The organism is Cryobacterium roopkundense, from assembly GCF_014200405.1.
Classification (GTDB): Bacteria; Actinomycetota; Actinomycetes; order Actinomycetales; family Microbacteriaceae; genus Cryobacterium; species Cryobacterium roopkundense.
The window spans coordinates 4,001,231-4,024,263 of sequence record NZ_JACHBQ010000001.1 but is presented as its reverse complement, the minus strand read 5'-3'; the positions used below and the strand labels follow the sequence as shown (position 1 = coordinate 4,024,263).

At 65.0% G+C, this 23,033-nt stretch carries 20 protein-coding genes; 6 read left to right on the top strand and 14 right to left on the bottom strand.

Annotated elements, in window-relative coordinates; all coding sequences use genetic code 11:
- The first annotated feature begins 14 nt into the window (after positions 1-14).
- Positions 15-743 (top strand): maleate cis-trans isomerase family protein, encoded by a 729-nt coding sequence (locus tag BJ997_RS18645; protein WP_035837211.1) that lies wholly within the window; start codon positions 15-17, stop codon positions 741-743.
- On the opposite strand, the gene BJ997_RS18640 is transcribed toward BJ997_RS18645, so the two are convergent.
- The 8 genes from BJ997_RS18640 to BJ997_RS18605 all read right to left on the bottom strand — a co-directional run bounded on the left by BJ997_RS18640 (position 744) and on the right by BJ997_RS18605 (position 11,858).
- Positions 744-1,715: a D-2-hydroxyacid dehydrogenase gene (locus BJ997_RS18640; RefSeq protein WP_035837210.1), complete on the bottom strand. Its 972-nt coding sequence runs from the start codon at positions 1,713-1,715 to the stop codon at positions 744-746.
- A complete protein-coding gene (locus BJ997_RS18635; RefSeq protein ID WP_035837209.1) occupies positions 1,712-2,920 on the bottom strand; it encodes a M20 family metallopeptidase in 1,209 nt (402 codons plus the stop codon). The genes BJ997_RS18640 and BJ997_RS18635 overlap by 4 nt, the downstream gene beginning before the upstream one ends.
- The gene (locus tag BJ997_RS18630; RefSeq protein WP_035837208.1) at positions 2,917-4,128 is read right to left on the bottom strand and encodes an aminotransferase-like domain-containing protein; all 1,212 of its coding nucleotides are present in this window, start codon (positions 4,126-4,128) and stop codon (positions 2,917-2,919) included. The genes BJ997_RS18635 and BJ997_RS18630 overlap by 4 nt, the downstream gene beginning before the upstream one ends.
- Positions 4,125-5,312 carry a M24 family metallopeptidase gene (locus BJ997_RS18625; protein WP_035837207.1) on the bottom strand — a complete coding sequence of 396 codons (1,188 nt, stop codon included), beginning with the start codon at positions 5,310-5,312 and terminating at the stop codon, positions 4,125-4,127. Before BJ997_RS18625 ends, BJ997_RS18630 begins: the two co-directional genes overlap by 4 nt.
- A gap of 80 nt (positions 5,313-5,392) precedes the next feature.
- Entirely contained in the window at positions 5,393-6,088 is a 696-nt protein-coding gene (locus tag BJ997_RS18620) for a GntR family transcriptional regulator (RefSeq protein WP_183323664.1), read from the bottom strand.
- Between the two features lie 40 nt (positions 6,089-6,128).
- Positions 6,129-7,604 carry an NAD-dependent succinate-semialdehyde dehydrogenase gene (locus BJ997_RS18615; protein WP_084141288.1) on the bottom strand — a complete coding sequence of 492 codons (1,476 nt, stop codon included), beginning with the start codon at positions 7,602-7,604 and terminating at the stop codon, positions 6,129-6,131.
- On the bottom strand, positions 7,601-10,534 hold the full coding sequence (locus BJ997_RS18610) for an FAD-binding and (Fe-S)-binding domain-containing protein (protein WP_035837206.1): 2,934 nt from the start codon (positions 10,532-10,534) through the stop codon (positions 7,601-7,603). The genes BJ997_RS18615 and BJ997_RS18610 overlap by 4 nt, the downstream gene beginning before the upstream one ends.
- Before the next feature lie 49 nt (positions 10,535-10,583).
- Positions 10,584-11,858, bottom strand: coding sequence for an aspartate aminotransferase family protein (locus BJ997_RS18605; RefSeq protein ID WP_035837205.1), 1,275 nt, complete (start codon positions 11,856-11,858; stop codon positions 10,584-10,586).
- A gap of 119 nt (positions 11,859-11,977) precedes the next feature.
- Here BJ997_RS18605 and BJ997_RS18600 point away from each other — a divergent pair, with 119 nt between their 5' ends.
- Positions 11,978-13,378 carry an amidase gene (locus BJ997_RS18600; protein ID WP_035837204.1) on the top strand — a complete coding sequence of 467 codons (1,401 nt, stop codon included), beginning with the start codon at positions 11,978-11,980 and terminating at the stop codon, positions 13,376-13,378.
- A 24-nt stretch (positions 13,379-13,402) separates the two neighbouring features.
- Positions 13,403-13,801 (top strand): RidA family protein, encoded by a 399-nt coding sequence (locus BJ997_RS18595; protein ID WP_035837203.1) that lies wholly within the window; start codon positions 13,403-13,405, stop codon positions 13,799-13,801.
- A 6-nt stretch (positions 13,802-13,807) separates the two neighbouring features.
- On the opposite strand, the gene BJ997_RS18590 is transcribed toward BJ997_RS18595, so the two are convergent.
- From BJ997_RS18590 to BJ997_RS18580, 3 genes are read right to left on the bottom strand one after another with little or no spacing between them, the layout of a single operon-like run.
- Positions 13,808-14,806: an adenosine deaminase gene (locus BJ997_RS18590; protein WP_035837202.1), complete on the bottom strand. Its 999-nt coding sequence runs from the start codon at positions 14,804-14,806 to the stop codon at positions 13,808-13,810.
- A gap of 47 nt (positions 14,807-14,853) precedes the next feature.
- Entirely contained in the window at positions 14,854-16,089 is a 1,236-nt protein-coding gene (locus BJ997_RS18585) for an MFS transporter (protein ID WP_052542361.1), read from the bottom strand.
- Positions 16,090-16,144: 55 nt separating this feature from the next.
- The gene (locus BJ997_RS18580; protein ID WP_084141286.1) at positions 16,145-16,699 is read right to left on the bottom strand and encodes a CGNR zinc finger domain-containing protein; all 555 of its coding nucleotides are present in this window, start codon (positions 16,697-16,699) and stop codon (positions 16,145-16,147) included.
- A 92-nt stretch (positions 16,700-16,791) separates the two neighbouring features.
- Between BJ997_RS18580 and BJ997_RS18575 the strand changes: the two genes are divergently transcribed.
- Positions 16,792-17,043, top strand: coding sequence for an EamA family transporter (locus tag BJ997_RS18575; protein WP_035837201.1), 252 nt, complete (start codon positions 16,792-16,794; stop codon positions 17,041-17,043).
- A gap of 109 nt (positions 17,044-17,152) precedes the next feature.
- On the opposite strand, the gene BJ997_RS18570 is transcribed toward BJ997_RS18575, so the two are convergent.
- Together BJ997_RS18570 and istA are read right to left on the bottom strand one after the other, a co-directional pair.
- Positions 17,153-17,902 (bottom strand): ATP-binding protein, encoded by a 750-nt coding sequence (locus BJ997_RS18570; protein WP_183323283.1) that lies wholly within the window; start codon positions 17,900-17,902, stop codon positions 17,153-17,155.
- On the bottom strand, positions 17,899-19,449 hold the full coding sequence (gene istA / locus BJ997_RS18565; protein ID WP_035841013.1) for an IS21 family transposase: 1,551 nt from the start codon (positions 19,447-19,449) through the stop codon (positions 17,899-17,901). The genes BJ997_RS18570 and istA overlap by 4 nt, the downstream gene beginning before the upstream one ends.
- Positions 19,450-19,584: 135 nt before the next feature.
- Between istA and BJ997_RS18560 the strand changes: the two genes are divergently transcribed.
- A complete protein-coding gene (locus BJ997_RS18560; protein WP_338080932.1) occupies positions 19,585-20,328 on the top strand; it encodes a DMT family transporter in 744 nt (247 codons plus the stop codon).
- A gap of 30 nt (positions 20,329-20,358) precedes the next feature.
- A complete protein-coding gene (locus BJ997_RS18555; protein ID WP_035840738.1) occupies positions 20,359-20,541 on the top strand; it encodes an LPXTG cell wall anchor domain-containing protein in 183 nt (60 codons plus the stop codon).
- 62 nt (positions 20,542-20,603) lie between these two features.
- Here the strand turns inward: BJ997_RS18555 and BJ997_RS18550 are convergent, their stop codons facing one another.
- Complete coding sequence (locus BJ997_RS18550) at positions 20,604-22,220, bottom strand: isocitrate lyase (protein WP_035840741.1); 1,617 nt, start codon at positions 22,218-22,220, stop codon at positions 20,604-20,606.
- Positions 22,221-23,033 lie beyond the last annotated feature (813 nt).

Sequence of the window (23,033 nt, the reverse complement as noted above, 5' to 3'; positions counted from 1 at the left end):
ATCGAAGGGCAATCATGACAACCCAGGCCGCAGTACCCAGCGTTGGACTCCTCTATCCGGGCATGGGCGCCGACGACGACTTTCCTTTCCTCGAACAGGCCACATCCGGGGCCATTCGGCTGCCCCTCGTGCGCACGGCCGGCGGCGACGTCGCCCACCTGGTCGACGAGCTGCTGGCCGTCGGCGGATCAGAGAACCTGCTCGCCGGCGCGCGGGAGCTGGCCGGCGAGGCGCCCGATTCCATCATGTGGGCCTGCACCTCCGGAAGCTTCGTGTACGGCTGGCAGGGTGCGCACGACCAGGCCGCAGAGGTCAGCCGCGCCAGCGGTGTCCCCGCATCATCCACGTCCATCGCGTTCGCCCAGGCCTGCCGCGCGCTCTCCATCGACAAGGTTGCCGTCGCCGCGAGTTACCCCGACGACCTCGCCCAGCACTTCAAGCGATTCCTCGCTGACGCCGGCATCTCGGTCGTCTCGTTCCAGAGCAATGACATCGCCACTGCCGGGGAGGTCGGCCTGCTGGGCCTGCCCGAGATCCTCGCCATGGCTCGCGCGGCCGATCACCCGGACGCGCAGGCGATCCTGATCCCGGACACGGCCATGCACTCGCTCCAGTTCGTCAACGAACTGGAGGCTGCCCTCGGCAAGACCGTGCTGACTGCGAACCAGGTCACCGTCTGGGAAGGCCTCCGAATCGCCGACCGCACGCTGACGCTCAACTCGCTCGGCACCCTCTTCCGCTAACTATCCCCCGGGTACGAAGCCGAGCTCCTTGTCGACCACGTTGAGAAGCTCGGCTCCGGCGGTATAACGGCCGAAGTTGTCGGCGAAGAGTGCCGATAACCGTTCGAGCCAGCCGGCAGCGTCTCCGCTGAGGTGCGCCGAGATCAACACGTTCTCCAGCCGCCAGAGCGGGCTCGTGGCCGGAAGTGGCTCCGTGCTGAAAACGTCGAGCGCCGCACCGGCAATGACGCCCTGGCTCAGCGCATCCGCAAGGGCTCCCTCGTGCACGAGTTCGCCCCGCCCCACGTTGATGAGGCGTGCGCTCGGCTTCATGGCGGCCAGGACCGACGCGTCGACGAGCCCGCGGGTTGCGTCCGTCAAGGGAGCGATCAGCACGACATAGTCGTGCTCGCCCACCACGGACTCGATGTCGGCGGAGGCATGAACCGTTCCGAAGTCGGCGTCGTTGGTTCGTGCCGTTCGTCCCACGCCCTCGATCCGCATTCCGACGGCGCGCAGCAACCGCGCCGTCTCCCGACCGATGGATCCGGTGCCCACGATGAGCGCGTTCGCGTTGTCGATGCGATCCGTTTCCCGGTGCTCCCAGACGCCGTCCCGCTGGCGGCGCAGAGACCCGGGCAGGTCCTTGGCCATCGCCAGGATGCCGCCGAGCACGAATTCAGCGATGGGCCGGTCAAAGATGCCGCGGGAGTTCGTGACGACGACGCCCGACTGGCGCAGCCCGTCGAACAGGAGCTTGTCGACTCCGGCCGCGGCCACGTGGATCCATCTGAGCGAGTCCGCGTGCGCCCAGACGTCTTCGACGGCCGACGAGAAGAAGTCCCACAGCAGCAAGGCATCTGCGCCAGGGATCGCCGTGGCGAGTTCCGCGGCGCGCACATAGCGCACCTCGGCAGCGGCCTCGATCAGGGGCATGCAGTCGGGCAGGTCGTCCTTGTACAGCACGACGAGCACGGGACGGGCGGCGCTCACTGGCGACCCACCAGCCGCAGGGCGAGCAGCACATACGCGCGGGCGGCGATGGCGAGTTCGTTGATGCTCACCGACTCGTTGGGCTGGTGCGCCTGGTCGTTCAGGCCGCCGGGTCCGAGCACGATGCACGGTATGCCCAGGTCTCGAGCCACGAAGCCCCCGTCACAGGCCGCGCTCCACCCGCCAACGGATTGCCTGCCGCCTCCGGCATCGGCCATGGCCTCCACCGCACCGACGACGAGCGGATGCGCCGGGTCGGTGGTGAATCCGGGCATTTCCATGTCTATAACCAGGCTCACAACAATCCCGTCTCCATCAATTCCGGCGTCACGGACCTTTTCCATAAATTCGTTGACGATCAGTTGCGCGTTTTCCTCGGGCATCAGCCGTCGATCAAGGGTCACCGCGCAGTCGGCAGCGACGACGGAGGTTCCCGTGCCCCCGGTAATCGTACCTACGCTCCATGTTCCGGAGCCGAGCAGCGGATGCTGCACCGCGCTCAGGGCTTCATGGTCGGCACGCACGATTTCCAGCACGCGCGCTGCCGCGGCGATGGCATTGCGACCGTCGCCAGGTCTCCCGGAGTGAGCAGCCCGGCCGCCGACGGTGAGCGAGAGGTAGCTGTCGCCACGACACGCGATCACCGTCTGCAGATCGGTCGGCTCTGCCACGACGCACGCCGCGAAGACGCCCCGCTGAGCGGTCGGCACATAGGCGCGAAGTCCGAGGCCACGATCTTCCTCGTCAACGGTGCAGACGAGCTGCAGGGGCCCGCGGAGCTGCTCTCCCGAAGCCCGAATTGCCGCCATGGCGAGCACGATGGCGGCCAATCCACCCTTCATGTCGGTGGTTCCGCGGCCGTAGAGCCGGCCATCCCGGGCGTAGGGCTCGAACGGGTCGCTGGTCCAGCCCTCGCCGGCGGGCACGACGTCGGAGTGCCCGAGGAACATAAGTCCCTGGCCTGTTCCGCCCTCGAGCGTGGCGACCAGATTCTGTCGCCCGGGCGCGACCTCCGTCAGCTCCACATCGAAGCCATAACGTTCGCAGGCTTCGCGCAGCACCGCCACGGTGGCTTCCTCCGTCGACCCGGGGTTCTCCCCGCCCGCGGCAACGAGTGAGGCCGTGAGCAGCAGGAGTTCATCGTGGTCGAGTTGGCTGAGCACGCCGGCCTCCAGAGCGGAGACGCCGTCCGCGGTCGATGTCATCGCAGCATCCGGGCGAGGTCAAGGGCACGGGTGAGACGCTTGACGCCCTCCTCGATCCGGTCCGGCGATGTGGACGCGAAACAGAGCCGCAGGGAGTCGTCGTACCGGCTCGTCGAGGAGAAGGCCGGCCCAGGAATGAAGGCGACCCCCTCGGCCAGGGCCGTTTCGAAGAGGGCAGACGTCGACGTGAGGCGATCCTCTCCCTGCAGGGTCACCCAGAGGAAGAAGCCCCCGTCGGGATCGGTCATCGTGACCCGGTCACCGAGGTGCCGCTGCAGGCTGTCCGTCATGGCGATCTTGCGTTCCAGGTATTGGCTCCTGATCATCGTCAGGTGGTCGGACAGACCTCCGCGCCGAATGAATTCCGCGACCATGTGCTGGGCGGGAACGTTGGTGCAGGTGTCCATGGACTGCTTGGCGTTGATGACGAGCTGCCGAATCGACGGGTCGGTGTCGACCCAGCCCACGCGCAGGCCCGGCGACAGGATCTTGGAGAAGGTTCGTACCGAAAAGAGCAGGGGATCTGCGGGGCTGAGGCTCTGGAAGCTCGGCAGGTCTTCTCCGGCAAAGCGCAGCAGTCCGTAGGGATCGTCGTCAATGATGACCGCGTTCCACTGATGTGCCAGCTCGAGAAGATGCTCCCGTCGGCCCGCAGACAGGGTCGTGCCGGAAGGATTCTGAAAATTCGGGATGACGTAGATCGCCTTCGGCGTCTTGCCTGTGCCCCGCACCAGATCGGGCAGGGCCTCCACGATCAGGCCGTTCTCATCGACGGGGGCCTCGAGCAGGTCGGCACCGTAGCTCGCGGCTGTGGCGCTTCCGTTCGTGTACGTCGGACCTTCGATGATAACGAGGTCGTCCGGGTCGACGAAGATCTTGCAGGCCAGGTCCAGGCCCTGCATTCCCCCCGCTGTAATGGTTATCCGGTCGAGCGAGGTGGGTTCGGACAAGGTAGCGAGATAGCTCACGAGCTGCTCGAGCAGCGCGGGTTCCCCCTCCGTTGCGCCGTAGGTGAAGCTGCTGTGGTCGAGCTGGGATGCGGCGATATCGCGAAGCACCTCGAGGGGTACGGCCTCGTCCGACGGTGACCCCATGGCGAAGCGCACGATGTCGTGGGTCTGCGCGGCGAGGAGGGAGGTGCTCGAGTCGATGACGGAACCGGTCAGGCGCGCAGCCCGTGCCGCGTATGGAAGATTGATGACGCTCATGACAGGATTCCCGCGTTGATCAGCTGGCGCGGAAGGCTCGTGAAGGTCTCGACGCCGGTGGCGGTGACGCGCATCGGTTCGGACAGTTCATAGCCGTAGTTGTCCATCCACATGCCACCGATCAGGTGGAATGTCATATTCTCGCGCAGCACGGTTTCGTCTTCCTCGCGCAGGCTGACCGTTCGCTCGCCCCAGTCCGGCGGGTAGCCGATTCCGATGGAGTAGCCGATGCGCGACGGCTTGGCGAGCCCGTGCGTGGCCAGGACCCGCTCCCAGGTCGCCGCAAGATCTCGCGCCTGGGCTCCCGGCCGCACCATCTCCAACACGGCCTGGATCCCCTCACCGACCGCGGCGGCGACCCGCTGCAGCTCGGGGGACGGCCGTCCCAGCATCACCGTGCGAGCGAGCGGCACGTGGTACCGACGGTAGGCACCGGCCAGCTCGACGATGACGGCCTGGCCGTCTTCAAAAGGGGCATCGGTCCACGTGAGGTGAGGCGTGTCGGCTTCCGCGCCGGTGGGCATCATCGGCACGATGGCGGGATAATCGCCGCCGAATTCTGCGGTGCCCCGAATTTGCGCTCGGCTGATCTCCGCAGCCACGTCGCACTGCCGTGACCCCACGCGTACGTGCTCGAAGGCCGTCGACATAGCGACCGTGGCGATCTGGGCGGCCGAGCGCATGAAGTCAATTTCGGCGAGAGATTTCACGGATCGCACCCAGTTCACCAATTCGACAGAATCGACGAAGTTCCATTCCGGGAGGGCGGCTACCAGGGCGCGGTAGGCCTTGGGCGAGAAGAAGTGCGAGTCGAGTTCAAGCCCGACCTGTTCGCCCGCGGCGGAGGCGACGACACCGAGTTCCCGAAGCTTGCCCCCGACCCAGTCGAAGGGATGCACGCCCGCCCGGTGCACGAGTTCGTCGGGGTACCCGTACACGTTCTCCTGGGGCAACCAGGACGTACGGAATGCGCCATGGGCATCCATCGTGCGGGCGAAGAGCACCAGGTCGCCCACTGCCGGCACGAAGAGCACCTGGGCTGTGTAGAAGGACCAGGCGTTGTAGCCGGTCAGGTAGTAGAGATTGGAGGGGTCGGAGACCATCAAGGCCGAGAGCCCCTGTTGGGACATTCGCTCACGTACCCCACGAAGACGCTCGCCATACTCACTGAGGGAAATGTCCATGGGTCACGCATCCTTTATTGTCGATTGTTGACAATCAGACTACATACGCGACCCCCGTTGGCGCAACCCCCACCGTCGACTCAGCCGTGGTGGGACTTGTCGGCCAGCATCGACGCGCTCAGGTCGGTGATGGCCGACCTCATGTGCTGACGGATGGCGCGGTGCAGGTTCTCGTCGTCGCCGGCCACGAGCAGGTCCACCAGGTGCTGGTGTTCCTCGGTCAGCGCCGCCGGGCGAGGGTACGACACTTCAAGGTTGACCATGCAAATTCGGGACTCGGCGGCGAGCGTGGAGTAGATCCTCGACAGCCTCGAGTTTCCCGCGCTCTTCACGAAAGCCAGGTGAAAGTTGAGGTCGACCTCCGAGAGTCGGTGCCAGTCTCCGGCCGCCACCAACGGAACCATCTCCTCGATGATGCGAGAGAGGGTCTCGGCGATCGCCGCCAGCTCGCCGCGTCTCTCCGCCAGAATCTCGGTCGCGGCGCCAAGTTCGATCGCTTCTCTCGCGGCGTAGATCTCCCTGATGTCAGTGATCGTCAGGTCGAGAACGAACACCCCTCGGTTGCGGTGACTGACCAGCAGCCCCTCCTGGCTGAGCCGCTGCAGAGCCTCCCGCACCGGCCCCCGGGAGACCTGCAGCCGTTCCACGAGACTCGCTTCGCGGATCTGCTCGCCGGGGTGAAAAGACCCGTCGATGATTCGTTCGCGCAACTGATCGGCGATCAGCACGGACGTCGGTCGTCCTTCCAGTGCCGACAGGCCATCTTCACCAGGCATTGTGTCCTCTTCTTCTCAAGTGACGGATTCGCTGCACGGATCAGCGCGGAATCGCCAGGTATTTGTATTCCAGGTATTCATCGATGCCGAGGCGCCCGCCCTCGCGCCCCAGGCCCGACTGCTTGACGCCGCCGAAGGGCGCTGCCGGATTCGACACGAGTCCGGTGTTGACTCCCACCATGCCCACCTCGAGCTCCTCACCCATGCGGAGGGCACGGTCGATGTCCTGGGTAAAGACGTATCCCACCAGTCCCCATTCCGTGTCGTTGGCCAGCCGGATGGCCTCGTTCTCGTCGTCGAAGACAACGATGGGAGCAACCGGTCCAAAAATCTCCGCACTCATGAGCGCCGAATCCGGACTGACGTCGGCGAGAACGGTGGGCTGGTAGAAGTAGCCGGAACCTTCCGGCCGAAATCCGCCAACCACAATTCTCGCACCTCTCGTCACCGCATCATCCACGAAATCCTGAACCTTGTCGAGCCCGGCTTCATCCACCAGCGGACCGATGTCGGTACCGGCCACAGCGCCGTCCCCCACGGTGAGGGCCGACATGCGCGCGGCGAGCTTCTCGGTGAATTCCACGGCCACGGAACGGTGCACCAGAAAGCGGTTCGCCGCCGTGCAGGCTTCGCCCATGTTGCGCAGTTTGGCCATCATCGCGCCGTCGACGGCTCGGTCGATATTCGCATCAGCGCAGACTATGAAGGGCGCGTTGCCGCCGAGCTCCATCGAGGACCGCATCACGTTTTCGGCCGCCTGCGTCAGCAGGATCTTGCCGACCGCGGTGGACCCCGTGAAGCTGACCTTGCGCGCGACGCCGCTGCTCATCCAGTTGCCCACCACCTCGGATGCCCGCGTGGTCGTGACCACGTTCAGCACGCCCTTAGGCAGGCCTGCCTCGTGCAGAATGTCGACCAGTGCCAGCGAGGTCAGCGGTGTCTGGGCGGCCGGCTTGAACACGATGGTGCAGCCGGCCGCGATGGCCGGTCCGATCTTGCGCGTGCCCATCGCGAGGGGAAAGTTCCAGGGCGTGACGAGCACGCACGGACCCACGGGAACCCGAGTCACGACGATGCGGTTCTTGCCGTCGCCGGTGGTCGTGTAATCCCCGCTGATCCGCACGGCCTCCTCCGAGAACCAGCGAAAGAACTCGGCACCGTAGGCCACCTCGCCGCGGGCTTCGGCCAGCGGTTTACCCATCTCGGCTGTCATGAGCGCCGCGAGCTCCTCCGTCCGCTCGATGATGAGGTCGTACGCGCGGCGCAGGATCTCGCTGCGGACACGGGGTGATGTCTTCGCCCAGTCGGACTGCGCCGCACCGGCGGCGTTGATGGCCCGTTCCGCGTCGGCGACGGATCCATCGGCGACGTGCGCGAGAATCTCGCCGGTGGCCGGGTTCTCCACCGCGAACGTTTTGCCGCCCTCGGCATCAACCCACTCGTCGTTCAGGTAGAGGCGCGTCTTCAGTTCGGCGAGAACGGGTCGGGCCGCTTTAGTCATGTCGGTCAGGGTCATGATCGTCCTTTGCTGTTGTCGAATTCGTGGGGTGCGGAGCCGTCGAGCAGCTCGGCGAGGTGAAGGGTGGTTCGCTGGGCATCCAGCTGCATGATCTGCATCTGGCAGCTGAAGCCGTCGGCGAGAACCGGGGTGCGGGCGTCCGTTTGTCGAAGCGCCGGAATCAGCGCCTGCTCGGCCACCTGCATGCTGATGTCGAAGTGGCTGGGTTCGAAGCCGAAGTTGCCGGCGACACCGCAGCACCCCGTTGCCTCGCGCACGGATGCCACGCCGACGGCGCGCAGTGCGGCCGTCTGTGATGCGGCCCCGAACACCGAGTATTCGTGGCAGTGGGTCTGCACGGTGACCGAGGGGGGCACGGCGCCGTCGGGCCAGTTCGGCTGCCACCCCGCCTGGGCGAGCTCGGTCACCATTCCGGCGAAACTGCGGATGCGCCGCGACACCCGGCGGGCGGCATCCGTGTGAATGAGTTCGGGCAGATCCTTCTTGAAGGCCGCCGCGCAGCTCGGTTCGATCACGACGATCGGCGCATCGGAGCCGTCGTCGAGGGCAACCGCTGCCCGGGTGAGCAGCTTCCTGGCCTTGTCCAGCTGGCCCGTGGAGATCAGGGTCAGGCCGCAGCAGACATCGGCGTTGCACTCCACGGTCTTGCCGGCGGCGCCGAGAACGCGCTGGGCGGCCCCGGCCACCTCGGGGCGGAACCCCTTCGTGAAGCTGTCGACCACGAGAACGATGTCGGCCGGGCCGGCGGCACGGGGAGCAGTCATCGGGGGGAGTTCACGGCGGAGCTGAGCGGCACTGGCGAATTTCGGCAGGGCACGCTTGGTGGTCAGTCCACCGAGCACGGCGACGACCCGACGCAGCGGCGTCGACAGCACGAGGTTCAGCAGCGGCGCCACGTGAACGGTCAGCTTGAGCCAGGTCGGCAGCCAGCCGAGCGAGTAGTGCGACATCGGCCTCAACCGGCGCCGATAGAAGTTGGAGAAGAACTCCGACTTATAGGTGGCCATGTCCACGCCCACGGGGCAGTCCGTGGAACAGGCCTTGCAGGACAGGCACAAATCGAGGGCCTCGCGCACGTCTTCCGAGCGCCAGCCCTTCTCCACACTCGTGGCACCGCGAACCATGTCCTGCAGCACTCGCGAGCGGCCACGCGTGGAGTCCTTCTCGTCTCCGGTGGCGCGGAAGCTCGGGCACATCACTCCCCCGGCGTCCGATCGGCAGCGGCCGATGCCCACGCACGCCTGCACGGCATGCACGAACGGGTCGAGGCCGTGGCCGGCCGGAGCCGACGTGACCGGGGTGAGGTCGAAGCTCGTTCGCCATTCGCGCTCCGGGATGCCGCTGAGGGCCAGGTTGTCCATGAAGGAATCGGGCTGCACGAGCACGCCGGGGTTCAGGATTCCCCGTGAGTCCCAGACGCGCTTGAAGCGGTCGAAGGCCGCCAGCATGGCCGGGGAGTACATCAGCGGCAGCAGTTCGCTGCGAGCACGGCCGTCCCCGTGCTCGCCGGACAGTGAGCCTCCGTGCGTGACCACGAGGCGGGCGGCGGCACGCATGAAGGCGTCCATCACGGCTCGCCCGGCATCCGTTCGCAGGTCGAAGGTGATGCGCACATGCATGCAGCCGGCGCCGAAATGGCCGTAGAGAACTCCCTGCAGGTCGAACCGGGCCAGAAGATCACGGAAGTCGGCCAGGTAGGCGGCCAGGTTCTCGGGCGCGACGGCGGAGTCCTCCCAGCCCGGCCAGGATTCCCCGCCGGTGTGCAGGCGGGCGGAGAGACCGGCTCCGTCTTCCCGAACCCGCCACAGCGAGGCCCGCTCTTCGAGGTTCGGCACTACGCGGCCGTCCACGAGTCGGCCGTTCTCGCGGAGGCGTACGAGCAGGCGCTCTGCGGTGGCCGTGACCTCTGCCAAGTTGTCGCCGTCGAGGTCGACGTACAGCCAGGCCCTTCCGGTGGGCAGCCCGACCACGGAATCGGGTCCGCGGCGGTGCCGCATGGTGTCGACGATCGCCTCGTCGATGCCCTCGACCGCGGCCGGGGAGAACTCGAGGATCGTCATGATGTCTTTGGCCGCGTCGACGACGTCGTCATAGCCCAGGCTCAGGAGCAAGGCGGCACCCGGAGTCGGCACCAACTTCACGGTCGCGCTCACCACGATGACGCAGGTTCCCTCACTGCCCACCAGCGAACGGGCTACGTCGAATCCGTTCTCCGGCAGCAGGTGCGAGAGGTGGAAACCGGACACCTGACGCGGAATACGCCCGAGCTCGAGGCGAAAATCGCTCAGACTCGCGCTGACCAGACTGCGGAGCTCCGCGGTCAGCTCGACCGCTCGCGCCCGGGCCGGCTCGTCGCCGTCAACGGTTGCCTCGAGGCCCGAGCGCGTGGCCGTGAGGCGCAGCCCCTCCGCCGTCACCACATCGAGTGAGATGACGTGATCCGACGTGCGCCCGTCTCGCACGGAATGATTGCCGCAGGCATCGTTGGCGATCGACCCGCCGAGGGTGGCGCGCGATTTGCTGGAAGGATCTGGCGCAAAGGTCAACGCGCCATCCGAGGCGCGCTCCACCTCCCGCTGGAACGTGGTGAGCACGATGCCGGCCTCGGCCGTGGCCTCACGGGCGCCCGCGTCGATGTTCAGCACCGCGGCCATGTGGCGCGAGAAATCCAGCACGATCCCGGGGCCGACGGCACCCCCGGCCATCGACGTGCCGCCGCCGCGGGGAACCACCGGAACGGCACACGTGTGGCAGGTCTCCAGCACGCGGGCCACCTCTGCCGCGTCGCGGGGAAAGATCACGCCGAGGGGCTCGATCCGGTAGTTCGAGGCGTCATATGCGTACTCGGATCGTCGCCGAGAGGTGGTGTCGACCTCGATTCCGCGCGCGCGCAGCGCCACAAGGGCCCCCGCTGCCGTGTCCGTCATCGCCGCACCACCTCTCCTCCCCCTGATTTCCGATATGTCCCCTGTTTGTCTAGGCCCGCTGCGAAACGAGCTCACGCTGGGCGGCGCGAAGCGCGCCGGAGAAGCGTTCGAGACCGGTTTCGATCTCCTCGGCCGACACAATCAGGGCCGGAATCATGCGAATGACGTTGCCGGCGGAGCCGCAGGTAAGCAGCAGCAGGTTTTCCGCGACAGCGGCCTGCTGCACGGCCCCGGCCAGGGCGCCGTTCGGCTCGCCGGCATCCGTCACGAATTCGATGCCCTGCATGAGGCCGAGACCGCGCACATCTCCGATGAGCGCGTTGTCGAGTGCCAGGCGATCGAGCCCCACGCGCAGCTGATTGCCGCGCACCCGGGCATTCTCGACGAGGTTTTCGTCCTGAACGACGCCGATCGTCGCCACGGCGGCGGCGGCGGCGACGGCATTCCCGCCATAAGTTCCCCCCTGCGATCCGGCCCATCCCTTGCTCATCAGGGCGCTCGATGCTGCGATGGCCGAGATCGGGAACCCGCTGGCGAGTCCCTTGGCGGTGATCAGGATGTCAGGAGTGATGCTGCTGAACTGGTGTCCCCAGAACTTGCCCGTGCGACCGAATCCCGCCTGCACCTCATCAAGGATGAGCACGATGCCGTGGCGGTCGGCGCGCTCGCGTAGTCCCTCCAGGAAGCGCGGCGGGGTGGGCAAGTACCCGCCGTCCCCGAGAACGGGTTCGATGATGAACCCGGCCGTGTCGGCGGGCGACGAGATCGTCTGCAACAGGTAGTCCAGTTCCTTCAGGGCGAAGTCGACGGCCGTGTCCACGTCCCAGCCGTAGCGAAAGGCGTAGGGGAACGGCGCGATGTGCACGCCTCCCATGAGGGGGCTGAAGCCGGCGCGGAACTTGGTACCGGCTGTGGTGAGGGAGGCCGCGGCGACGGTCCGGCCGTGGAATCCGCCGTGAAAAGCGATGATATTGGGTCGGCCGGTGGCCATCCGGGCGAGTCGGATGGACGCCTCGACGGCCTCTGAACCGGACGTGGCGTAGAAGACGCTGTCCAGGGCCGCGGGGAGCACATCACCGAGCTTCTGCGTGAGTTCCAACAGCGGCTTGTGCATCACTGTCGTGTACTGAGCATGGATGATACGGCCGGTTTGCTCGCGGGCCGCCGCGACGACAGCTGGGTGGCAGTGACCGGTGCTGGTCACGCCGATTCCGCTGGTGAAGTCGAGATACGTCGATCCATCCGTGCCGTAGATCCAGCTGCCGAGCGCTCGGTCAACGACGACGGGAGTGGCTTGCTTCAACAGGGGGCTCAGCGTGGTCATCGGAACGTCCTCAGCTCGTATAGAAGTAGATTGTCAACAATAGACACCCTATAACTGCGGTGCGCCGGAGGCAAGGTCGATTGTTGACAATCTTCTTCTTTCACCCTCACACTAGGACAATGACCGACCTTGCCGACATGACCGCCATCGAACTCCTCTCCGCATTCCGCCGCAAAACGGTGTCCCCCGTTGAAGCCGCGCAAGCCGCCTTGGAGCGCATTGAACGCTTCGATGGCATAGTCAACGCGTTCTGCCTGGTGGACGAAACCGAGACCCTGCGGCAGGCACGAGAATCCGAAACCCGCTGGCAGGCAGGAACTCCCCAAGGGACCCTCGACGGCGTGCCCACCAGCATCAAGGATCTCCTTCTGACCCGCGGCTGGCCCACCATGCGCGGGTCGCGTCTGATCAGCGACGAACAGGACCCCACGGAGGATGCCCCCTCCGTCGCTCGGCTGCGTGAGGCCGGCGCCGTGCTCATCGGAAAGACCACCACGCCCGAATTCGGGTGGAAGGGTGTCACCGACAACCCACTGATCGGCAACACAGGCAACCCCTGGGATCCCACGAAGACCAGCGGCGGGTCCAGCGGTGGCTCTGCTGCCGCCGTCGCTCTCGGTATGGGTGCCCTGTCTGTGGGGACCGACGGCGGCGGCTCGGTGCGGATCCCGGCGGCGTTCTCGGGGATAGTCGGAGTGAAACCGACCTACGGTGCCGTGCCGCTCTATCCGACGAGCCCTTTCGGCACACTGGCGCATATCGGGCCCATGACGAGAACAGTCGACGACGCCGCCCTCATGATGGATGTGCTCACCGGGTTCGACTCGCGCGACTGGTCCGCCCTGGCCCAGCCGACGGCATCCTTCCAGACCGGACTCAAATCCGGCATCGCCGGTTTGCGTATCGGCTACAGCCGCGACCTCGGATTCGCCGATGTCGACCCCGACGTTGCGGCATCCGTGGACGCGGCGGTCAAGGTCCTGGCGGATCTCGGCGCCATCGTCGAGGAGGTCAACCCCGGTTTCAGTGACCCGATTGATGCATATCACACGCTCTGGTTCGCGGGTGCGGGCAAGGTCATCCAGGCTTTCGACCCCGAACGCTGGAACGAACTCGATCCCGGTCTTCTCGAGGTTGCCCGCGCGGGCCAGGGCTTCAGCGCCATGGACTTTCTGGCCGCCACCCAGGTTCGGGCTGACCTGGGACTACAGATGGGTGCGTTCCACGAGACTTACGACCTGCTGGTGACACCGACCCTCCCCATGGGAGCCTTCGATATCGGTCACGAGGTCCCGGCGGGATCAGGCCTCACGCGATGGGCGGAATGGACGCCGTTCACCTATCCGTTCAATCTCACCCAGCAACCGGCCGCAACCGTGCCGTGCGGCACGACATCCACCGGCCTGCCGATCGGGTTGCAGATCGTCGGCCCGCGTCATGCTGATCGCCTCGTACTGCGCGCTGCATCGGCGTACTCCGACGCCGTCCCCTTCGGACGTCCTCCCCTCCTGAACGCCTGAGACCGAACAAGACGAAGGACTGTCATGACGAAAATTGTGGTCGACACGGCCCGAGCTCCACGTCCGATCGGCCCGTACAGCCAGGCGGTGATCTCTCACGGTCTCTTCTTCAGCGCTGGATTCGCTCCCCACGAACCCGAAACCGGCGTCATGCCCGACAACGTTGGTGACCAGACTCGGCAGGTGTTGCGCAACCTTTCTGCCGTTCTCGCCGAGCAGGGCGCAACGCTCGATGACTGCGTCAAGGTGACCGTGCATTTACAGCATCTGAAGCGCGATTTCGCTGAGTACAACCGCGCCTACGCGGAATTCTTCACGGCACCGTTTCCCGTGCGAACCACAGTCGGGTCTCAACTCCTCGATATCCTGGTGGAGATCGACGTCGTGGCTGTGATTCCCCCGCGGGTGACTCCAGTCGACTGAGGCGCGCTAGAGCTGCTCCGCGAGCCAGGCCTCGATCTCGGCGAGAAGCGGCGCCCGCTCGGCATCCGCGAGAAAGGCAGCCTGAACGGCGTTGCGCGAGAGGGCGGCCATCGCGGGCGCATCGAGCCCGAACGTCTGCTGCAGGCCGCGAAAGTTGTCGTCGAGGTAGCTGCCGAAGTAGGCCGGGTCGTCGGAGTTGATCGTCACGAGCAGTCCACGCGCGAGCATCGCCGGCAGTGGGTGGTCTTCGAGGCGGTCGACGACCCGCAGTCGCACGTTGGAGAACGGGCAGACCGTGAGGGGGATCTCATTCTGCACGAGGTAGTCCACGAGCGCGTCGTCTTCGAGGCTGCGAATGCCGTGGTCGATGCGCGACACCTTCAGGAGGTCGAGCGCCTGCCACACGTACTCCGGCGGGCCCTCCTCGCCCGCGTGCGCCACGCACTCGAGCCCGTGTGCCCGTGCGAGCGCGAACACCTCGACGAAATCGATCGGTGGATGCCCCACCTCGGCCGAGTCCAGGCCAATGCCAATGATCGGCGCGTCGAGGGAGATCAGCTCGGTGAGCACCTCGAGTGCCTCCGCAGCCGGTCGGTCGCGCAGGAACGTCACAATGAGTGACGTCGATATTCCGAACTCCGTCACACTGTCGGCCAACGCCTGGGAGACCCCGTTCACGCAGGTCGCGAGGGCGATCCCGCGGGAGGTGTGCGCCTGCGGATCCATGAAGATCTCCGCGTGCCGCACCCCGGCCGCCTGAGCCCGTTTGAGGTACGCGCGCGTGAGGTCGCTGAAATCCTGCTCGGTCACCAGCACGTCGAGGTTGGCGTAGTAGAGGTTCAGAAATGACTGCAGGTCGGTGAACTCGTACTGTCGCCGCAGGTCGTCGAGATCGGCATAGGGCAAGCGGATGCCGTTGCGCTCGGCCAGTTGCATGATGAGCTCCGGCTCGAGCGTTCCCTCGATGTGCAGGTGCAGCTCGACCTTGGGCAGGGTGGTGATCATGGCGGGGCCTTTCGGTAGAACAGTGAGGCGGGAATGCTCCATCGACTCTATGCGGCCTCGCTGGGCGAAGCCCCCAGCGCCGCATCCAGGAAAATCCGGCGCCGGGCCACGAGGTCCACCGCCGCAAGGACCAGCCCCACCATGCAGAGAACCCCGAGCACGGGCACGGCGATACCGAGGGCCACTCCGAGGCCGAGGCCCGTGACGAGGGCCCCCGCCCCGATCGCCGTCACCGCCTGCATCAGGTAGCTGAAGAGGTACATCAGCGACAGGGTTCCGCCGCGGTGATGCTCGGGGGCCGTGCGGTTGAGCAGGGTCAGCCCGCCCGTGAACGCGAAGGAGTATCCGATGCCGCCCACCACGCACCACACCAGGAAAAGCACCACCGAACCGGATGCCGTCGTGGCCGCCATGAGGCCAAGTCCGGCGAGCGACACCACGGCACCGATCATGATCGAGAGGTGGGCGTGCACCCGGCTGAGGAGCAGAGCGGTCACGCCGATGGTCAGTGAGGAGACGGCGAGCAGCCCGCCGACGACCATCACGTTGCTCGTTCCAGTGAGGTCCCTGGCCATCTGGGCGCCCAGGGACAGAAACATGGCGCCAATGGAATATGCCACGGCGACGGATACCGTTGACAGCATGAACACCCGCATCATGCCGCGCGGAAAACGTGGGGCCTGCGGCCGCACGCGAACCAGCGTGTGGGGCGCATCACCGGGCGTGCACCACACCAGACCGAGCACGAACAGTCCCAGCACAAACAGAACCGCAAAGCTGAGCACGAGAGGTAGGGGCGCCAACTGCACCAGCACCCCGGAAGCGAAGAGCGCAAGGGTCAACCCCGTCGAGGTGGACACCGTGGCCATCGAGCTCGCGAACCGCGGGTTGCGCGAGGTGTTGTTCTCCACGAGGGCCGCGCTGGCCGCCCCGATCGCAAATCCCGTGCCTACGCCCTGCAGCACGCGCCCGGCAAAGAGAAAGCCCACGTTCGGCGCCACGGCGAAGATCGCCGCCGACAGCGTGATGAGTGCCACGCCCACCAGCATCGCGCGCCGACGGCCGATCGCGTCGGACAGCCCACCGAAGACCAACAGAACGACAAGGAGCGCCAGCGGGTAGGCGCCGAATACCGAGGTCGTGACAACCGACGACAGGTTCCACTCCGCCGCGTAGACCGGGTAGAGCACGCTCGGCGCACCGCTCGCCCACAGGCACAGGGCCAGAACGGCGGCGGCCGACCAAAATGTGCCACGACGCCCGAACCGCAGGATTCTTGGCATGCAGGCAAACCTACCGAGCGCACATCGACACCACTAACCCAGAGAGCGGATGCCGCTAGGCGTCGCCCGCCTGCCGTCCACGGAAGGCGATCATGTTCATGCGGCTGCCGCACCGAACGCTGCAGTAGCGCTTGGAGCCGTTCCGGGACAGATCCAGGATGAGGCCGGTGCAATCATCCGCTTCACAGAGCCGCAGGCGTCGTGTCTCGTTCATACGAATAACGTCAGTAAGCGCGAGTGATGCCTCCACCCGCATTCGCTCCCCCAGCGGAGCGTCGGGCGAGGTTGCGTGCAGGTGCCAGTCGGATCCGTCGTGCCGCGCCAGGTACGGCAGCGCCTTCGCGTCCCGCAGCATGCGATTCACGACTGCCACGGCGGCATCGCGGTCGAGAGTCCACACCTGCCGAATGAGCTCCCGGGCCTGTCGCACGTCTCGCAGTTCGACCTCATCGCCGTCGATCCGTCCAGAGAAGGGGTACCCCGCCACGAGGGCGAGCAACTGATCCACACTGGCGAGCTCATCTACGCCGCTTCGCGATGCCCCGGGGTGGGTGTTTCCGAGGGCGACCGCAAATTCCAGGGAGTCCTCTGTGTCAGGGGCAAAATGCATGTTGACTCCTCACACCTTCTCTCGTATTGTTACTGTCTAAAGGCAGTCTAGACCATAACTGTCGACCAAAACAGGGAGTCAGTGTGAGAGTCATGTCAACGTCGGCGGGCCTGATGGTAGCCGTGCTCGCGGCCGTCTCGTTCGGAACATCCGGCGCATTCATCAAGCCGCTCCTCGAGGCGGGCTGGTCGCCGACGGCCGCCGTCACCGCACGCGCCCTGATCGGAGCGCTCGTGCTACTTCCATTCGCCATTGTTTCCCTTCGCGGCAGGTGGAACGCCCTCTGGCGCGCGCGCCGCCGCGTTCTTGTGATGGCAGCGGTCGGAGTCGCCGCCACCCAATGAGTATTCGAGCCGTTGAGCCCCACCCGATCGTGCCGTTGAGCCCCACCAGTCGTGCGGAAGAGCACCAGGGGTGGTGTGGCTCAGCCCCACTGGTGCTCCCCGTCACCGATTACGCGGTCGCGAGGGCGGCTTGTTCTCTCATGTTGTAGGTGCCAGTGTCGACCCAGGTCGTGTTGTGGATGATGCGATCCATGATGGCGTCGGCGTGAACGCCGGCGCCGAGGCGTTGGTGCCAGTCCTTCTGCTGATACTGGGTGCAGAACACCGTCGACGTCTCGCCGTAACGGCGCTCCATCAGCTCCAGCAGCATCGTCCGCATCGATTCCGTCGGCTTATCCAGCAGCCACTCATCGATGACCAAGAGCGTGAAGGCGGCATACTTCCGCAGGAACTTTCCCGCCCCACCGGTTGTATCCTGGGCGGCGACCCAAGCTTCCTCGAGGTCGGGCATTCGGACGTAATGGGCGCGGATGCGATGCTCGCAAGCACGTTTGGCGAGAGCGCATCCTAGATACGACTTTCCCGACCCGGTGAAGCCTTGGAAGACGACGTTCTGTTGCCGGGTGACGAACGAGCAGGTCCCGAGCTGGGTCAGCACCTGCCGGTTGAGGCCGCGCTCGTCAAGGAGGTCGATGCGGCGCAGATCCGCGTTCGGATAACGAAGTCCCGCCCGCCGGATCAGCCCGTCAACCTTGGAATGCATGAACGTCGAGTAGGCGTCGTCAACAACGAGCCGGACCCGTTCCTCGAAGGTCAGGCTGATCGAGAGAATCTCGTCCTGCAGGTCGATGGCCTGCAGGAGCTCGCCGGCGTTCATCTCGCGGAGCTTGCGTTTGGTCTCACCGTCCAGAGCGCTCAACGGTTCCCTCCGGCGTAATAAGCGCTGCCACGAACGTAACCGCCATGGTCCGGTTCCGGTTCAGGGGCCTGTCCGGTTTTGTCTTGCCCGGTATCGAGGATCGGTCGCAAATGCGCATAACGCGGAGAGCGGACCGGGCCCCGCAGCGCGAGTGCGCAGGCGGCCTCGACCCGGGCCGACGGGAAACGGCGCGAGAGTTTCAGCACGGCCAGTGCGGCGTCGAAGCCGGCCTCGTCGATGAAGACGGTCTCGAAGATCTTGGCCGTCACGGTGAGTGTTGCCGGCCCGATCCGCGCGGCCCATTCCTCGATCCGAGGTCGGTCCCAGGCCTGGAAGCTGCGCCCCTCGGGCAAGTCCGCATCGTTGGTCCGATACTGGTTGCTGGTCGTTGCTGGCAGCAGCAAATGGCTGGCCAGACGCTCATCGCGCCGATAAACCTCTAACACCGTCTCGGTGAGGCGAAGGTCCACCAGGGCGCCGATGTGGCTGAAGGGAACGGAGTAGAAATTCTTGGCCCAGACCACGTGGGCGTTGGCGTTGACCTTGCGTTTATAGGACCACGTGCTGATTTCAAACGGTGCCGCCGGCAGCGCCTGCAACAACGGCTTCTCCTCGGTGGTGAACACGCTGAGGCGGGACCCGACACGTTTCTGGAAAGGCTCCCGGTTGTAGGCCTCCATCTGTTCCCGGATTCGCCGGCGCAACTGCGCCAGCGAGGTGAACGTCTCCTTCCTCAAACCGGCGATGACCCAGGTCGCGACATGGGCCACCGTGTTCTCAGTGCTACTTTTGTCGCGCGGGTGCCGAACCCTCCCGGGCAGCACCGCCGCCGAGTAGTGCGCCGCCATTTCCCGGTAGGCATCGTTGAGAACGACTTCGCCCTCCTTGGGGTGGGAGATGACTCCGGTCTTCAAGTTGTCCGGCACCAGGCGCGGGACGCTGCCGCCGAAGAAGGCGAACATCGCCGTGTGCGCACGCAACCACGCCTCCTGCCGCATATCCAGGGTCGCTTCAACAAACGCATAGCGGCTGAACGGCAGGCACGCGACGAATAAATACACCTTCGACATCTCGCCCGTCGTCGGGTCGAGCAGTTGCATCGTCGGCCCGGACCAGTCGACCTCGATGCTGCGGCCGGCTTTGTGGCCGACCCGGGATGTCGCCCCCGAGACTGCGGCGTGCTCGGCATAGAGCCGGCAGAACCGGTCGTAACTCATCGTCGCCTGCGCCATCGCTGCCTGGTCGACATACTCCTGGTGCAACAGCTTCAACGTCACTCCCACCCGCGCGAGTTCGGTATGCACCCGGCCCCAGTCCGGCTGCGCGAAGACAGACTCGTGGACGCCGCGGCCGGGGAACAACGTCGAATACACCGCGGCCTCCGACAACTCGGCGACGTCATCCCAGCCGAGCCCGAGCCGCTCTGCAGCATCGAGCACCGCTCGAATGCTGTGCCGGGACATGCCCTGGGCGGACTCGATCGCCCGTCGCGACAAGCCCTGATTACGAAGCTGCAGGATCTGCTTCGCTTTGATCTTCCGTACCATTACCGGTACTCCTTCCACCAGGTGGCGCTCACCTGGTGGAAGGAGCTTTTCAGGTGGGGCTCAACCACGCCGGTAGTGGGGCTGAACGATGCAAGTCACGCATCTGAACAGTGGGGCTCAACCGCACCATAGGTGGTGTCCATCGAAGCCAATATTCACCAACTCACCTACTTCGCGGCCATCCAGACCATTCCGGTCTCCACCGCCCTGCTCATCGAACTACTCGCGCCGCTCCTTCTCGTGGCTGTCGCCTGGGTCACGACTAAGCGGATGCCGCGGCCTCTGGTTCTCGTCGGCTCCGCCCTCGCCGTCTGCGGCCTCGTGCTCGTGATCGGTCCCGGCGCTGTGCAGGCCGTCAACCCGATCGGCCTCCTGTTTGCGACCCTCGCCATGGTCAGCTGCGCGGTATTCTTCGTGATGGCGGCCCGCCCGAGCGACGGGCTGCCCCCGGTGGCCTTCGCGGCATCGGGCCTGGTGATCGGCGGACTCTTGCTGGGAATTCTTGGCTCTACCGGGCTGCTGCCCTTTACCGCGACGTTCAGTGGCGTTCCCCTCTTCGGTACAGTCCTGCCCTGGTGGGTTCCCCTGCTCGTCGTCGCTGTTGTCGCCACCTCGCTCGCCTACGCAGCGGGCATCACGGCGGCCGCGGCTCTCGGATCACGGATGGCATCCTTCGTTGCCCTGCTCGAGGTCGTTTTCGCGTCACTGTTTGCGTGGCTGCTCCTCGGCGAGAATCTCACGCCAATTCAGCTCGTGGGTGGAGCCCTGATCCTCGGTGGAATCGCCGCCGTGCGCGCCGAAAGCTCCGATCAGGTCACCGCAGAGGCGCAAATCGTGCCGACAAGAAGGGATCAGCAGGAGTATTCTGCTGCCAACTGACGCGCAGGTTTCTCGTGGGAGGCGTTCTGAGTGAACGACAAGTTGGATTCCGTGAATCTCGTTCCGATCGTGGTCTTCGCACTCGTCGGACTGCTCTTTCTCTTCTTCACGTCATCGTGGTATGTCGGAGTGGGCCTCCTGCTCGTTTCCGCCGCCTACCTGATCTATTGGTTTCGCAAACGCAGCACCGCACGTCGCGACCATCACGTGTGAGCGCACGAAGAAGCCCCAGTCATATGACTGGGGCTTCTTCCGTTCTAGCTCAAGCTGCTGCGTTAGTGGCTAACCAACGTCGGCTCTTCGAACTGGTTCATCGTGTTGTTCGCGCCGCCGGCCTTCAGCGCGGCTTCGCCGGCGAAGTACTCCTTGTGGTTGTCACCCAGGTCGGAGCCGGACATGTTCTGGTGCTTGACCGTGGCGATTCCCTCGCGGATTTCGCGGCGCTGCACGCCCTTGACGTAGGCGAGCATGCCCTGGTCGGCGAAGTAGCCCTTGGCCAGGTCATCGGTCGAGAGTGCGGCCGTGTGGTACGTCGGCAGCGTGATGAGGTGGTGGAAGATGCCAGCCTCTTTCGAGCTGTCGCGCTGGAAGGTGCGGATCTTCTCGTCGGCGTCCTGGGCGAGCTGGGTGTCGTCGTAGACAACGCTCATGAGCTTGGCGCGGTCGTAAGCCGACACGTCCTTGCCCTCTTCGACCAGCGTGTCGTAGGCCTGCTGGCGGAAGTTGAGGGTCCAGTTGAACGACGGGCTGTTGTTGTAGACGAGTTTGGCGTTCGGAATAACCTCGCGCACCTGGTTCATCATCGCGGCGATCTGGCCGATGTGCGGCTTCTCGGTCTCGATCCAGAGCAGGTCTGCACCGTTCTGGAGTGAGGTGATGCTGTCGAGTACGCAGCGCGCCTCTCCGGTACCGGCACGGAACTGGAACAGGTTGCTGGCGAGGCGCTTCGGGCGGAGCAGCTTGCCTTCGCGCTTGATGACCAGGTCGCCGTTGCCGAGTTCGGCCTCGGTGATCTCTTCGCAGTCCAGGAAGGAGTTGTACTGGTCGCCGAGGTCGCCGGCCTGGTAGGTCACCGCGATCTTCTGCGTGAGGCCTGCACCGAGCGAGTCGGTACGCGAGACGATCACGCCGTTGTCGATTCCGACCTCGAGGAACGCGTAGCGCACGGCGTTGAGCTTGGCGATGAAGTCCTCGTGAGGAACCGTGACCTTACCGTCCTGGTGGCCACACTGCTTCTCGTCCGAGACCTGGTTCTCGATCTGGATGGCGCAGGCGCCAGCCTCGATCATCTTCTTGGCGAGCAGGTACGTGGCCTCGGGGTTACCGAAACCGGCGTCGATGTCGGCGATGATCGGCACGACGTGGGTCTCGTAGTTGTCGACCTGCGCCTGAAGTGCGGCGACCTTGGCCGTGTCCCCTGCGGAACGGGCACTGTCTAGTTCCGTAAAGATCAGGTCGAGCTCGCGGGCGTCGGCCTGGCGGAGGAACGTGTAGAGCTCGGCGATGAGCGCGGGAACCGACGTCTTCTCGTGCATGGACTGGTCGGGGAGCGGGCCGAACTCGCTGCGCAGCGCTGCGATCATCCAGCCGGACAGGTACAGGTAGCGCTTGTTCGTGGTCTTGAGGTGCTTCTTGATCGAGATCAGCTTCTGCTGTCCGATGAAGCCGTGCCAGACACCCAGTGACTGGGTGTAAACGGAGGAGTCGGCGTCGTACTCCGCCATGTCCTTGCGCATAATGTCGGCGGTGTACTGGGCAATATCCAGTCCCGTCTTGAAGCGGTTCTGAGCGCGCATACGAGCAACGGACTCGGGGTTGATTGCGTCCCAGCTGCTGCCGTAGACCTTCTTCAAGGCTTCGATGGCTTGGGTATCGTCTTCATAGACGGTCATGTGTATTCCTTCGACGTTTTGGATGAACTGACCTCTGGACTGCTGAAGCGGAGAACCGCTGTCGGCTTGTAACTAAAGAGTGGCGCAGATGCAACACGTGTTCCCAAGAATTCTTCACAGAAATTTCGCGTTTCTTCTGCTTCTGAGAAGAATTCCAGTGCGCATATGTGAGAACAAGCCCGAAATAACACGCATTACCCTCGTACGGGGCACAGGACATTGGTACCCTCCGGGCACGGTCGGGCTCGATCACCGACGCTGCCCGAGCGAGTAATTTTCCTTAAACGATGAAGGGCCCCCGATTTCTCGGGGGCCCTTCATCGTTCGCTTGGATTTTTAGAGAAATCCCACTGTGGGTTGATTGCAAAACTCCATGGGCCTCGACGACCCGCGCGGCGACTGGGCACTTTCTGCAGAAACCACCTCAGGATTGCACCGATCCTCCAGCGCATGTCCGAGAATCCTCTGGCTTTCCCCTCGAGTGGAGACATTCCTCCAGTTCAGCGATCCGTAACCTCTGCCCAGTAATTCCGGTGCCCATCGCGATGGCCACCGCACCGGCAACCGACAACAAAAGCGACTGCATTCAGGCAAGCAGGATTCCATCTACCCAGAGCCCCCGGGCTGAGACTTCGAGGTGGGCTCAAAAGTGCGATTCCTACCGATGTACCTCATTCGGCCGTCGACGAGGCAATGGTGAAGCAGAGGACTGCGAAGAGGCAGGAACTCACTCCGATGAATATGACTGATTTCAACTTTGGTATACGCGTCGGGTCGATTTCCGCCTGGCCTTGGACACGATAATTCGCGTTG